This is a genomic window from Marinomonas sp. (assembly GCF_039940335.1).
GTDB lineage: Bacteria > Pseudomonadota > Gammaproteobacteria > Pseudomonadales > Marinomonadaceae > Marinomonas.
Map to the genome: position 1 here is coordinate 361,738 of NZ_JBDVGW010000013.1, position 13,509 is coordinate 375,246.

A 13,509-nucleotide genomic window follows, 5' to 3' on the forward strand; every position below is an offset into this window, starting at 1 on the left:
TTTGCAAATGATTGACAGGGTTATAAAAAACCCTAAAATACGCATCACCTTTTTCAAAGCCAGTGTGGTGGAATTGGTAGACACGACGGATTCAAAATCCGTTGCCGAAAGGCGTGGCGGTTCGAGTCCGCCTACTGGTACCATTTAGATGAAGCCCTAGCTATTCTTTAGCTAGGGCTTTGTTGTTCCTGGGATTGCCCCTTTTATATTTAGTCCAACCCTCTTCGCATCTGGCTTTTGAAGGCGGTTCATATAATCATCGCCCTATATTGGCTCTAAGAATAAGACTGCTTCTTTCACCCCTTAGCATTCCTTCATGGCTTCAAAATAAGAGATTAGGGCATTTTCTACTTCACGTACCGTACCTAGTGCGTAGCCATCTTCGTCACTTGTATCCATCCGATAGGATTCAGCTAACGATCTCAGCGCTGGTAACACTCTTTCAAAGTACTCCGACAAACTCTCTTCGCACCTTAAGGTTATGATCCCTTCACACTGTAATGCTGCTCGCTCAACTTTCGAACCGATACTTCCCCAGTTATGGGAGTTTCGTTGCTTTATTTTTGCATCCTTAAATTGTTTGTTCAGGATCTCAGCAACTTCTTTCTGCAATATAGTTCGCGATGTTAGTGACGCATTCCCACTCACTTCATTGCACTTTGTGTCGACTCCAGATATTGCGTGTGATGTATTCTTCAATAAGGCTTCTTTTAACTTAAGGATAAATCGAACCAGATAAGCCATAGAACTTTCCTTTGTAGAATCAGCGAAGCAAAAGCACCTCACTTAATAGCCCTAAACTCAGTGATAAGTGCCGCACTTCGGACTTAAACTCAGGTTTGTGTGAATACTCTTTTATCAAGTCACATAAAAAAAGCAATTAATTTATTAATCGCTTTTTTCGTCTAATTACCATGAATTTAATCATCAAAACCGTGATTCACATAATCTGGTAGATCTTCTACTTTTGGTATCGGGGTAGATTTTCCCTCTTCATCAATGGCAACAAATTTGAACATGGCCTCAGTCACCTTTTCACGCTGACCAATGCGGCCACGCCGCACCCAAGCCTCAACTCTAACATTCATCGATGTTCGCCCTACTGAGTCCACACAGGTGTACACACCCAATATATCCCCCACCTTTACCGGCTTAATAAAACTCATACTATCGATTGCTACCGTAACCACACGAGCTTGTGCACGCTGGCCCGCACATATCCCTGCCGCGATATCCATTTGCGATACAACCCAGCCACCAAAGATATCACCTGCTGGATTGGTATCACTTGGCATTGCCACCGTACGTGTCGTTAGCCTTACCTTAGATTTTTCATTTGACTCAGACATATGCATCCTTTGAAGCTTTGGTTGTGCCTATCATCAAATACTAGCAAGAAAGCTTGAGCAAATACCAGACAAGAAAAAGCCGCTCTATAAGCGGCCTAAGAAATTTTAAAGGGTTATCACTAATTACTGCGTTTTCTGTGTATCCAACTCATATTCATAACCACGAATAGGATGGTTATGTGGAAACCGACTCAACAAACCATTGACTCTATTGTTCACCTTGATTCCTGTAGTACATAAAGAAACGGAATCAGAGAGCTTCTGCATACTCATTTTGCGGCCATGATCATAGTGCGTGCAAATACCTCTAGGGCTTAATACTCGCAAGGAAATATGTTTAAAAGCACTCACACACTGGCGACAACTAAAGGTTAAGTCCAAGGTATCAGTAGCAAGGTGATTTTTTGATTCATCAGCAACAAGATCATGCTTGTTGCTTTCATTGCAAATCAGGCAGAAAAAATCGGGCTGGTGTTTTTCATCTAGAGTTAAACGACCCTCAGAGCAAAGCGACACATCCACTTTGGCCAGTTGAAAAAGCGCGCCTTTTTCTAAAAAATCTTTGAATTTATTCACTTCATATCCCCGTACAATATAGCTACCCTGCTCAACCCCCATTGTGGTAGCCACATCCTGACTGCCTGTAAAGCCCACAACCACACACAAAACAATAACTAAACTTCAATGTGTGTATTAACGCACAGATAACTGAGACAAACCAAGAGACAGAAACAAAAGCACACAGTTTGTGCTATTTCAGTTACAAACAATCACAGAACACGTTACAGAACATTAAAATAACAGAGTAAACAGAAAGAAGGAGGGACTTGATTTGAAGGATCAATAATTCAGAGGCAAAAAAAGGCACCATAAATGGTGCGATTTTAGTGTAGTGGACATAGTAAAGGCTAAATTCACATATACGATTCTACGAGCTATCTATTGATAATATTCAACTATTAAAAATAGTAATTCATACTAGCAAACAATAAATTAGACTTTTGATCCGCGGAATGCTGTTCATCAGTATCACAGATAAAGGCATCAGACCCTACACAATTGTTCCCTGTACTCACTTTTCCAGCATCAGTGTAACGGTAACCAAATCCAAGCGCCGCTTTTTCAGTCACTTTATAATTTGCACCTACCACTAGGCTCCACATAAAATTTGTATCAGAGACCTCAGCAAAAGAAGCTGATCTACCAGTACCTACAGGTGAATCTAACTGCTTTGCACTAACATCTGATCTCAGCACACCAACACCTGCGCCCACATAAGGTTTGAAAACATTACTTTTAATATCGATATCGTACAAAGTATTAAACATGAACGACTCTTGCTTAATCGTGGTAGTAGTTCGCTCATTACTAGCAGTACTACTAACAAAAACAGTATCATCTATAAAGCTCTGATCACCAAACGATGTATATACAATTTCAGATCTAAGCGGGCTATTTTCCCAGTCAATACCAACACCGACACTAAAAAAAGAAGAGCTATCAGAGTCACTGATTACGTCAGTTGTTGCTGTGGATTTAGCAATAGAAGTATCTATATTGGAAAATTTACTTTTCGAGTTACCAAGCTCTAAAACACCGTAAAATTGGGGTGCAGCGACCAGACTGGCGGAAGTATATAAAAGGCTAGAAGCCATTATGGCTTTTTTCATTACATTTAAACTCATAAAAGACCTACTTAGTTTTCAGCTTTAGATAACTTAAGAAAATCCGTTTACTGTTTACACTCCCTTACAACTTTAATTATTAGCAGAATACACATCAAATTCAATCTTTATTATGACAACCTTGCACCATCCTCATTAATTTTAAATTTTAAACGCTAGCAGAAAAATCAATACTTTTTTGACTAAATACTCGAGAGATAAATAAAATAAGTCTGAAGGTTCAATAGACGTTATTGAATATTCTCCGGTGCAATGTGCAGTGCAGTTTCGATGCAGAATTTTAGAAAAGACTGCATATAAGCGGAAAATCTGACAATTTGAAGTAACACTAAGAAAATGCTGGAGAGTCGATATTTAAAGGGATTGAACTAGATAAGAAAGTGCAGGCAAAAAAAAAGGCACCATAAATGGTGCCCGGGACCGGAATCGAACCGGTACGATATTTCTATCGCAAGATTTTAAGTCTTGTGTGTCTACCAATTTCACCACCCGGGCATTTCTGATATGGAGGCCGGAGTCGGAATCGAACCGGCGTTCACGGAGTTGCAGTCCGCTGCATGACCACTCTGCCATCCGGCCTAACTATCAGAACTCTTTTAAGATGGAGCGGGAAACGAGGCTCGAACTCGCGACCCCAACCTTGGCAAGGTTGTGCTCTACCACTGAGCTATTCCCGCGTCTCAAAAGATGGTGCATATTCTATGAATTTCTGAGCTTAGGTCAAGGAAAAAAACCAAATAAATAACTAACTTAGCGACTTTTTTTATATTTGGTTACTTTTCGTTCGACTCTTTAGGCATTAGCTCTGGCCATGCTGCTTTTAAGTAGACATACATGGACCATAAAGTTAACAAGGCTGCTACTACTAGTACACTTTGTCCGATAAATGCCCAGGTTGAGCCTGGTGGTGTACCTAATAAAATGAATATTGCTAACATCTGCATAGCTGTTTTCAACTTGCCAACATATGACACGGCAACACTTGCACGTTTACCCATTTCAGCCATCCACTCACGAAGCGCTGAAATAACAATCTCTCGTCCGACTATCACGGCACTTGCCAAGGTTAATAATGGGTGAGCATAACTGGCCACTAACATGACCAGAGCTACCGATACCATGACCTTATCCGCCACCGGATCAAAGAAAGCACCGAAGGGGGTTGTCTGGTTCAATTTACGCGCTAAATAGCCATCTAACCAGTCTGTAATAGCCGCTAAAGCAAAGATCACAGCGCAGGCATAATAACGACCTTCCCATGGCAAATAGTAAATCGCCACGAGGATCGGAATCATAAAAATCCGTACTGACGTTAAGATGTTAGGTATGTTCATGGTTTTCCTAATGTTGTTAAAGTTAAGCCTAAGTAATTGGCTCAGTTTTTATGAAGGTGATTGTAAATTTCAGCGGCTTTATTAGCACTTATGCCTTTCACTTTGGCAATTTCTTCTTGGCTCGCAGATAGAATTTCTTGATAACCACCAAAAGTCGTTAACAACTCTTTGCGTCGTCCTGGGCCGATGCCTGGAATCTCTTCCAAAGCAGAATGTCGGCGCTTTTTATCTCTTCTGCGACGGTGACTTTTTACTGCAAAGCGGTGCGCCTCGTCTCGTATGTGTTGTATGAGGTGCAACGCCACAGAATCAGGAGGCAGAACCACTTCATCCTCTTTCGAGCCTATGTAAAGGGTTTCTAACCCCGGTTTTCGAGTATCCCCTTTGGCGACGCCTAAAAGGAATATGTCCACCAAGCCTAACTCTTTCAAGACGGTTTCAGCTTGGGTTAGTTGACCTTTACCACCGTCAATCAATAACACATCCGGAGCCTCAAGCTCACCACTTTTGACCCGTTTATAGCGACGAGTTAAAGCTTGCTTCATGGCCCCGTAATCATCCCCAGGTTCCACACCTTCAATGTTGAAAGAGCGATAACGTTTTTTATCGGGACCGTTAGGACCAAAAACCACACAAGATGCAACGGTTGCTTCACCACTTGAGTGACTGATATCAAAACACTCCATATGACTCGGTGGCTCACTAAAGCCCAATACCTTTTGCAAAGCCGCCACTCGACTAAAGTGATTGCGCTTATCTGCTAATCGCGATTGCAAACCTTGCTCAGCATTCAATTTAGCAAGATCCAACCACCTAGCACGCTGCCCCCTAACATTATGCAACACTTCGATGCGTTTTTGTGTAGTTTCGTAAATTCCCGCCGTTAAAATTTCTGTGTCTTCTAACTCATGGCTGAGAATCAAAGCTTTAGGCAACTCCTGCGCACCACTCAAATAAAACTGCGCGATAAAAGTCGACAGTAATTCGGCCTCGCTCACTTCTATTGGCATTTTAGGGTAGTAACTTTTACTGCCTACAACCTTGCCTCGACGCACCATCATTACGTGCACACATAGGCCACCCGGCTGAATAATGCAGGCCAGAACATCGGCTTCGCCGGTTTGTCCGTACACGTGCTGCTGCTCTTGAATGTGTTGTAACTGTATAATTTGATCACGTAGCTCAGCCGCTCGTTCAAACTCCATATCCGAGGCTGCAGCCGTCATTTGCTCAGTAATCTCGGCATTTAGTTGCTGATTCTTACCCTGCAAGAACATATTGGCATGTCGAACGTCTGCTTCGTACTCGCTATCTTCTATCAGCCCCACACAAGGCCCTGAGCACCGCTTGATTTGATACTGTAAGCAAGGTCGAGAACGGTTTGCATAAGTTGAGTCTTCACATTGACGCACCTTAAAAACCTTCTGCATGGTGTTCAGGCTTTCTTTGACTGCTGTACCGCTAGGAAAAGGCCCAAACAATGTGCCTTTTTCAATTTTCGTGCCGCGACGAAATAGTAACGCCGGATGACGATGTTCTGAGAGTAGAATATAGGGGTAGGATTTATCGTCTCTAAGCAAGATATTGTAGGGAGGCCGATGTTGTTTGATCAGCGTTTGCTCTAGTAACAAAGCCTCCGTTTCACTTTTCGTCACGGTGGTTTCGATGTGATCAATTTTACTCACCAAAGCCATGGTTTTGGTGGTTAAACCAGCACCACGAAAGTAGCTAGACACTCGATTTTTGAGGTTTTTCGCTTTACCTACGTATAACAAGTCCCCTTTCTTATCATACATGCGATACACACCTGGTCGGGTCGTCAGGTGGCTAATAAAGTGTTTCGCATCAAACTCTAATGGACTCAAACAAACCTCTGGGGTGTTACCCCATACCTAATACTTTATAACGCATGGCAAGGTGCATCAGCTCCACATCACCCTCTATGTTTAACTTAGAAAAAATTCGGGTACGATAGGTACTGACGGTTTTTGGGCTAACCACAAGTTGCTCGGCAATCTCATGCGGTTTTTTACAGTCTATGATCATTTGGGCAACTTGTAGCTCTCGATCTGACAACTGTTCCAATGGAGAACCTTGACCATTCAACGAGACTTTAGACAGCGCCATTTTTTGAGCGATGTCATTTGAAATATAGTGTCCACCCTGAGCCACGGCTTGAATCGCTTCAATAAGGCAATCCGAATTCGTCCCTTTGCTAATATAGCCAGAAGCACCCGCTTCTAATAGTTTCACTGGATACAAGCTATCATCCAATGCGGTTAAGGCAATAACTTTAACCCTAGGGCAAATACGTTTAATTTCTTTAGTGGCTCCTAAGCCGCCAATACCTGGCATATGGACATCCATTAGCACAACATCTGGAGATAAGGTTTTTGACTGCTTAACGGCATCTTCACCGCTCTTAACCACATCAACCACCTGTATGCCATCAACGTCTTCCAGCACACGACGAATACCATCGACGACGATATAATGGTCGTCTACTAACAAAACTTTTATCATAATTACCTCGACCTACTTTTGCCCTGATCCACTTTTTGACCAGTCAAATTAAACTATGTAGACAACGATCATACTAAACAGAAATATCGACATAGATCCGCTTGTCGTCTTTATTCTGGCAAGATTCCCTTATAGCCCATTTCAGTAAGCTTTTCCTGACTCTTAGCTCGATAAGCTTTTCGAATCCCCGTTCCATAGGTCTTTTGTGTGTAATACAGTAATGGTGCGATGGCTTCTTCTGGTAAAGAAAGCGCTTCTGCAATCGCTTGTGTTATATCGGTAAGACTTAAGTTTTGTTGATTTTCTATCAGCACAACTTTGGGAACCACTAAGCGTTCCCCTGCAATCACTCGATCCACAATTTTTAAATAACTGGCTTCGAACAAGGGCCAAGTAACTCGCTCTTCTTCGCTTTTAAGTTTATACCAACCTACATCACTGGCCGCAAAGAAAACCGCAGGATGACGCCAATGAAAAGTTAAAGGATCTACCCGACATGAACAGGCTTCGAGGTAAGCAGCTCTTGGGTCCAACAAACCATAAGCTTTGTAGGCGGTATTAATGAGTTTCAAAAATTCGGAAATCGTCGGTGGCCAAGCGTATTCTTCTTTTGTTCGCTCAACAGCGTAGGCCAATAAAGGTTCTTGAAAGCCTTTTAGGGCAATGGCCCATTCACGTTTTGCCAGTTTAACTTCGTCGGGGTTGCTGTAAGCCGAAGCAAACTTATGGGTATAGATAGCTTTAAAACGCGCAAACAGCATGTTAACCAACACACGAGTCTTTTGCTCGGCTTCGTTGGCTTCGGCTTTTGGCTCGTCTCTGTAGTGACTATTACCAGTCTGTGTCGTGGATGTTGGTGAGGGCGTCGCTAACCTGTTCTCTAGAGGTTTTACCAAATTTTGAACTGCCTGAGGTTCCTTCATATGAAGACCGATCCGATTGTTTATATTGCCACTGACGTTTTACGTATTTAAAAAACTCGCTGTTCCAAGTTCTTACATTTTTACGTTGTTCTTTAATTCTTAATAAAAACTCTGTTTGCAAAGAAACCGCAAACTCACGGGTGATGCCCGCTTGAGTAATTTGTTCTAAAGTCGCTTCCTCAGGCAACCACTGATCCGGTTGCCGGGAACGCTCTTTTTGCTCCAAGTACAAATCAAAGTCGGTTACTCCACGACGGTCATTCACGGTCGGCAAGGCTGGCGCATAATCCTGACGAATTGACTGCCTAGCTTCTGGGGCTCTTTCCGTTACCGGCCTAACGCCTGGGGTCACAGGCGCCGTTTGTGAGCGTGACTCTCTTTGCAGTCGATCCACTTTCGCCGTGATAGGGTCTTCACCTATTTGAGTGGCAGGTGCCGACATAGGTGCTTTCACCTCTTCTTTATCTGCAGGCGAAAACTGTATTTGCAATACCTGACCCTGTCGTTGATAGCTAATAAGCTGGATTATTTGCAAGTTATCCAACAGCCTCAATAGTTGAGGTGCTTTCAAAAAGGGTAATTGTCGGCTCAGCTGATGAATATCTATTGCTAAGCTGATACCACCAACAAGATAGGCTTGCTGCTTTAAATAGCTTAGCAATACCGTCTCTTCTAAACCAATTTTAGCCGCCATTGATAATGAAATGGGCAGTGAATAATCGTTGTCTAACATAAAGCTCGCTTCATATAATTAGCGTACTAGTCTATCAAAAGCCTTTGCTATTAGCACGATAACCCGAGAGCAAATTACACCGCAATAGCGCTACTATTTTTAGTGTCATACCGCAAAACATCAACACATGGCATTTATTGACAGAGTCAAAATGGCCCCCTATGCTGGAATAGTCGACATCAGTTTTAAAGGCAATACATCACGTTTTATCTATTTCATTGTTGAGGAGAAACGAATGCATACCATTAATATTACTGGCCACCATCTTGATATCACCCCTGCGATTAAGTCACACATTGATGAAAAACTTGGCCGTGTCGCCAAACTAAGCGACCAAATCACTTCCATTAACATTACCCTTCTTAAAGACAGCAAAACCCAAAAAGCCGAAGCAATACTTCACTTACCCGGCAAAGATATTTTTGCAGCATCTTCCGAAGATAGGCTATTCCATGCGATTGACTCCATGATAGATAAACTGGCTCGACAAATAGGTAAGCACAAAACCAAAATAGCTGCTGGCCAACACAAAACCGCTCTTGCCTAGACCATTACCCAACAGCACTGCGCTATCATTTGGCGCAGTACTTTTTTGTTAAGTTTTTGAACAACCCCCAAATACTACTTGAGTTTTGCATCATTCGACCCCATATTAGCCCTATATAGGTTTTAAACTAATAGGAGTCACTCCAATGCGTTACACAGAAGCTCTTTCGACGACACATACGTCACAAACAGCGAATAAAACGTTGCGAAATACTTATGGTCTATTATCGTTAACCTTGCTATTCAGTGCTTTTACCGCTGGTTTAAGCATGGCATTTCAACTACCTCACCCAGGATTGATCATTACGCTTGTGGGCTTTTATGGTTTGTTGTTTGCAACCCACAAATTCAAAAATAGCTCTCTAGGTATTCTGTGTGTTTTTGCTTTAACAGGTTTTATGGGTCTAACTTTAGGTCCTATCCTTAGCGCTTACTTAAGCCTTTCAAACGGTGCTAGCTTGATTATGAGCGCCTTGGGTATTACTGGTTTGTCGTTTTTAGGTCTATCTGCTTACGCACTTATTTCTAAAAAGGATTTCAGCTTTCTTAACGGCTTCATAACCGTTGGTTTCTTTGTACTATTGTTTGCTGTGATCGCAGGCTTCTTTGTACAAATGCCAGCTTTGCAGATCTTTATCTCAGCGGGTTTTGCACTTTTCTCTGCGGCAATCATTTTGCTACAAACCAGTGAAATTATTCGTGGTGGTGAAACCAATTATATTGTTGCAACCGTGAACCTGTATGTATCTTTGTACAACATGTTCCTAAGCATCCTTTCTCTTTTAGGCATGGCTCGCGACGAGTAATTCCTTATTTGAATCCAAAAGGCCGCAGACTGCGGCCTTTTTGTTGTGTAAAATTTAGTTTTACACCAAACACAAGCCCATATCAGGTTATCACGCCATGCAATACGCTCTTTTAGTGACTGGAGACCCTTATCAAAGCAAGGCCTGCCACAGCGCCTTACGCTTTATAAAAAGTGCCCTTGAGCACCCTACCGCGCAGATTACAGGGGTCTTTTTCTATCAAGATGCGGTGCAGATTGGCAACTCGCTCACTCAACCACCACGAGATGAAGTCAATTTATTAGCGGCATGGCAGAGCCTTAGCGAAGAGCATGGAGTTCCACTGTATCTTTGTATTGCGGCGGCGGTTCGTCGAGGTATTTTGAGTAAAGATGAAGCAACGCGATATGAAGCCACCCAATTCAATTTAGCGCCACAATTTCAACTGGAAGGCCTAGGGACATTGGTTGAACTCATGAACAGCACAAATAAAGTTATTCAATTTAGGTAATCTATGAAAAACACCCTCATTCACTTAAGTAGTGATCCTTTTAGTAACTTGGCCTGTAAAGAAGGGCTCGACCTTGCTTTGGTGTTAGCGACCTTTGAACAAGCAGTAGACCTTTGTATTTCGGGCCCTGCTTTATCGATTTTGAGTAACAAACAAAATCCAAACTCGATCCACGGCAAGAATCTCAATAAGTTGCTAGATGGCTTAGAATTCTACGATATTGAAAACGTCTTTATTGAACGCCAGCAAGCCTTAGCTATACCACAACTTAGTTGGCAAGGAATACAAACACTTGAAACGCAACAATGGCAACAGCTGTTTGGCCAGTATCAACAGGTTTTTAGGTTTTAATTATGACGCTCCTTCAACTCAATAAATACGCCTATTCTGCTGAATTAGAAGCTCTATGGCAGCAGAGTTTGCAGCCAGGTGATGCCATTATGCTAATTGAAGAGGCTATATTGCGCCTTCAATCCCCCCCTTTTTTAGCATGGCTAGAGAGTAAAAACATTCCATTGTATTTCCTGCAGTCCGATGCGGAGGCCTACGGTTTAGAACCTGATGCAGGCACCCCAATTTCCGAAATGGAATGGGTAGACACCACCCTCGCAGCCGATAGACACATTAGCTGGTAAAATTATGACACTAGATAAAACGATTTTAGATGAAGAAGGTTATCTGCTCGATTTAGCAGATTGGTCCGCCGAATTGGCTGAGCAATTGGCGGCAGAGGAAGGTGTAGCACTCAGCGATGCACACTGGGAGATAATTCATTTATTACGAAACTTTTATGAGGAGTATGGGCTTTCTCCTGCGATGCGCCCTTTGGTAAAAGCGGTGAGTAAATCATTGGGAAGCGAAAAAGGCCGTAGTATTTATTTAATGACATTATTCCCAGGCAGCCCCCCAAAACTGGCGGCAAAAATCGCCGGATTACCCAAACCTGCTAACTGCCTGTAATAAAAAAGGAGTCTCTCGACTCCTTTTTTATACACTAATATCTTCTAGTACTTACCGTACCATTCTAGCTTATCTTGCAAGGTAACCACTTCGCCAATAATTAACAAGGCTGGAGATTTCACCTCCTGCTCATTCACCACTGAACATATATCAGCAATGGTGGAGGTAAAGACGCGCTGCTCGCTTGTGGTGCCTTTTTCTACGACGGCAACCGGCATAGCGGCAGACATACCAAATTTTAGGAGTGATTGAGTGATATCAGCTAAGCCCGTCAAGCCCATATAAATAACCAGAGTTTGCGCTGGATGGACTAGCTCATCCCAAGGCAGATCTGTAGTGCCATCTTTTAGATGCCCCGTTAAAAACCGTACGGATTGAGCATAATCCCTGTGGGTTAAAGGAATGCCCGCATAGGCAGCACAACCCGCAGCTGCCGTCACTCCAGGGACGACTTCAAAAGGCACTTGCTCTTCCACTAACTCTTCAAGTTCTTCCCCGCCACGGCCAAAAATAAATGGATCTCCGCCTTTCAGACGCACCACCATTTTGCCTTCCTGTGCCTTCTTGGCCAGCAAAACGTTAATTTCCCCCTGAGGCAAGCTATGCAGTGACTTTGCTTTGCCCACATACATTTTCTCTGCCGACTCTGGTATCAGATCAATGATGTCTTTTCCCACTAAGCGGTCATACAACACCACATCAGCACTGATTAATAAGCGGTGTGCCTTTAATGTCAGCAGCTCAGGATCACCCGGCCCTGCACCAATTAAATAAACCTTACCCGTCATAATGCATCTACTCTATAAAAAAGCCCCTTTAAAAGAGGCTTTCAAATCAATTTTTAGGCTTTGTTTAGCTGTGTTTTGCCACCCATATAAGGCACCAACACCTCAGGAATGGTAATACTGCCATCGGCGTTCTGATAGTTCTCTAAAACGGCCACTAGAGTACGCCCTACCGCCAAACCTGAACCATTCAAGGTATGTGCCAATTCAGGCCGATTCGTTTCAGGATTACGCCAGCGAGCTTGCATACGGCGCGCTTGGAAGTCTCCCATATTTGAACAAGAAGAGATTTCACGGTATTTGCCTTGACCTGGAAGCCATACTTCGATGTCGTAGGTTTTATGAGCAGAGAAGCCTAGATCTCCACCACAAAGAATCACAGTACGGTAAGGTAATTCTAGTTTTTGCAAAATGGCTTCAGCATGACCCACTAACTCTTCTAGCACAGCCTCAGAGCGATCTGGACGACACACGTGAACCAATTCAACCTTCTCGAACTGATGCTGACGAATCATACCTCGAGTATCACGTCCGTAACTGCCTGCCTCACTGCGGAAACAAGGCGTATGGGCAACAAATTTCTTGTGTAGACCTGCATCGTTTAGGATTTCGTCACGCACCAAGTTGGTAACAGGTACTTCTGCCGTGGGGATTAAATAAAGATCGTTATTACCACTTTCTTTATCCACTGGCACTTTGAAGAGGTCTTCTTCAAATTTCGGTAGCTGGCCTGTTCCTTTTAGTGAATGGGCGTTCACCAAATAAGGGACATAAACTTCTGAATAACCATGGTCATCCGCATGGGTATTGATCATAAATTGAGTCAATGCACGGTGAAGACGCGCGAGATCTGCACGCATAACGGCAAAGCGTGAACCGGTAATTTTTACGGCGGCTTCGAAGTCTAAAAGCTCCAATGCTTCACCTAGATCAACATGATCCTTCGCATCGAAATCAAATTGCTTAGGTTCACCCCAACGACGAATCTCAATGTTATCGTCTTCCGTCTTACCATCTGGTACAGAGCTATGAGGAATATTTGGGATGCCTTCAAGCAGTTCGTCCATCGCTTGCTGCACATCATTTAACTGCTGTTTAGCCGCGGCTAAATCATCCCCTAAAGTCGCTGTTTGGGCTTTTAGCTGTGCCGCTTTATCTTTTTCGCCAGCCTTCATAGCTTGGCCAATTTCTTTCGATACTGAGTTACGAGACTGCTGCAAATTCTCCGTTTCTACCTGAATGCTTTTACGACGCTCTTCTAAGGAAGAAAAAGTAGCCACATCCAGTTCGTATCCTTTTTTCTTGAGTAACTCGGCAATGGCTTCGGGGTCAGCGCGCAGCGCTTTAATGTCTAACATCTTAGCAACAGTATCCT

The 13,509-nt window shown here is 43.1% G+C and carries 17 protein-coding genes and 4 tRNA genes; 7 read left to right on the forward strand and 14 right to left on the reverse strand.

The genetic code is table 11. The features are described from left to right. Positions 1-58: 58 nt before the first annotated feature. A tRNA-Leu gene (locus tag ABJF92_RS11320) sits at positions 59-143 on the forward strand. Between the two features lie 160 nt (positions 144-303). Here the strand turns inward: ABJF92_RS11320 and ABJF92_RS11325 are convergent. The 12 genes from ABJF92_RS11325 to ABJF92_RS11380 all read right to left on the reverse strand — a co-directional run bounded on the left by ABJF92_RS11325 (position 304) and on the right by ABJF92_RS11380 (position 8,547). After that, positions 304-699, reverse strand: a complete 396-nt coding sequence (locus ABJF92_RS11325; protein WP_446815902.1) for a hypothetical protein — start codon at positions 697-699, stop codon at positions 304-306. 221 nt (positions 700-920) lie between these two features. Further along, positions 921-1,349 carry an acyl-CoA thioesterase gene (locus ABJF92_RS11330; RefSeq protein ID WP_445975103.1) on the reverse strand — a complete coding sequence of 143 codons (429 nt, stop codon included), beginning with the start codon at positions 1,347-1,349 and terminating at the stop codon, positions 921-923. A gap of 123 nt (positions 1,350-1,472) precedes the next feature. Continuing rightward, complete coding sequence (locus ABJF92_RS11335) at positions 1,473-1,979, reverse strand: hypothetical protein (RefSeq protein WP_446815903.1); 507 nt, start codon at positions 1,977-1,979, stop codon at positions 1,473-1,475. A gap of 329 nt (positions 1,980-2,308) precedes the next feature. Beyond that, positions 2,309-3,034 carry an outer membrane protein gene (locus ABJF92_RS11340; RefSeq protein WP_446815904.1) on the reverse strand — a complete coding sequence of 242 codons (726 nt, stop codon included), beginning with the start codon at positions 3,032-3,034 and terminating at the stop codon, positions 2,309-2,311. 408 nt (positions 3,035-3,442) lie between these two features. Beyond that, positions 3,443-3,529, reverse strand: a tRNA-Leu gene (locus ABJF92_RS11345). 10 nt (positions 3,530-3,539) lie between these two features. Continuing rightward, a tRNA-Cys gene (locus ABJF92_RS11350) sits at positions 3,540-3,613 on the reverse strand. Between the two features lie 23 nt (positions 3,614-3,636). Further along, positions 3,637-3,711: transfer RNA gene (locus tag ABJF92_RS11355), tRNA-Gly, on the reverse strand. Positions 3,712-3,807: 96 nt separating this feature from the next. Further along, complete coding sequence (gene pgsA / locus ABJF92_RS11360; RefSeq protein ID WP_446815905.1) at positions 3,808-4,368, reverse strand: CDP-diacylglycerol--glycerol-3-phosphate 3-phosphatidyltransferase; 561 nt, start codon at positions 4,366-4,368, stop codon at positions 3,808-3,810. A gap of 41 nt (positions 4,369-4,409) precedes the next feature. Further along, entirely contained in the window at positions 4,410-6,233 is a 1,824-nt protein-coding gene (gene uvrC / locus ABJF92_RS11365) for an excinuclease ABC subunit UvrC (protein WP_446815906.1), read from the reverse strand. Between the two features lie 16 nt (positions 6,234-6,249). After that, positions 6,250-6,891 (reverse strand): response regulator, encoded by a 642-nt coding sequence (locus ABJF92_RS11370; RefSeq protein ID WP_446815907.1) that lies wholly within the window; start codon positions 6,889-6,891, stop codon positions 6,250-6,252. Between the two features lie 110 nt (positions 6,892-7,001). Further along, positions 7,002-7,787: a replication protein P gene (locus ABJF92_RS11375; protein WP_446815908.1), complete on the reverse strand. Its 786-nt coding sequence runs from the start codon at positions 7,785-7,787 to the stop codon at positions 7,002-7,004. Next, a complete protein-coding gene (locus ABJF92_RS11380; protein ID WP_446815909.1) occupies positions 7,723-8,547 on the reverse strand; it encodes a DnaT-like ssDNA-binding domain-containing protein in 825 nt (274 codons plus the stop codon). The genes ABJF92_RS11375 and ABJF92_RS11380 overlap by 65 nt, the downstream gene beginning before the upstream one ends. A 235-nt stretch (positions 8,548-8,782) precedes the next feature. Between ABJF92_RS11380 and hpf the strand changes: the two genes are divergently transcribed. The 6 genes from hpf (at position 8,783) to ABJF92_RS11410 (ending at position 11,349) form a co-directional block, all read left to right on the forward strand. Continuing rightward, positions 8,783-9,094, forward strand: coding sequence for a ribosome hibernation-promoting factor, HPF/YfiA family (gene hpf / locus ABJF92_RS11385; RefSeq protein ID WP_446815910.1), 312 nt, complete (start codon positions 8,783-8,785; stop codon positions 9,092-9,094). A 145-nt stretch (positions 9,095-9,239) separates the two neighbouring features. Beyond that, on the forward strand, positions 9,240-9,899 hold the full coding sequence (locus ABJF92_RS11390) for a Bax inhibitor-1/YccA family protein (protein ID WP_445975120.1): 660 nt from the start codon (positions 9,240-9,242) through the stop codon (positions 9,897-9,899). Between the two features lie 97 nt (positions 9,900-9,996). Beyond that, a complete protein-coding gene (gene tusD / locus ABJF92_RS11395) occupies positions 9,997-10,389 on the forward strand; it encodes a sulfurtransferase complex subunit TusD (RefSeq protein ID WP_446815911.1) in 393 nt (130 codons plus the stop codon). A gap of 3 nt (positions 10,390-10,392) precedes the next feature. After that, complete coding sequence (locus ABJF92_RS11400; protein WP_446815912.1) at positions 10,393-10,740, forward strand: DsrE family protein; 348 nt, start codon at positions 10,393-10,395, stop codon at positions 10,738-10,740. A 2-nt stretch (positions 10,741-10,742) separates the two neighbouring features. Then, positions 10,743-11,024, forward strand: coding sequence for a DsrH/TusB family sulfur metabolism protein (locus ABJF92_RS11405; RefSeq protein WP_446815913.1), 282 nt, complete (start codon positions 10,743-10,745; stop codon positions 11,022-11,024). Positions 11,025-11,028: 4 nt separating this feature from the next. Further along, a complete protein-coding gene (locus ABJF92_RS11410) occupies positions 11,029-11,349 on the forward strand; it encodes a TusE/DsrC/DsvC family sulfur relay protein (RefSeq protein WP_446815914.1) in 321 nt (106 codons plus the stop codon). Between the two features lie 44 nt (positions 11,350-11,393). Here ABJF92_RS11410 and cobA read toward each other — a convergent pair whose 3' ends face one another. Continuing rightward, the gene (gene cobA / locus ABJF92_RS11415) at positions 11,394-12,137 is read right to left on the reverse strand and encodes a uroporphyrinogen-III C-methyltransferase (protein ID WP_446815915.1); all 744 of its coding nucleotides are present in this window, start codon (positions 12,135-12,137) and stop codon (positions 11,394-11,396) included. A 53-nt stretch (positions 12,138-12,190) separates the two neighbouring features. Continuing rightward, entirely contained in the window at positions 12,191-13,492 is a 1,302-nt protein-coding gene (serS, locus tag ABJF92_RS11420; protein WP_446815916.1) for a serine--tRNA ligase, read from the reverse strand. Positions 13,493-13,509: the final 17 nt, after the last annotated feature.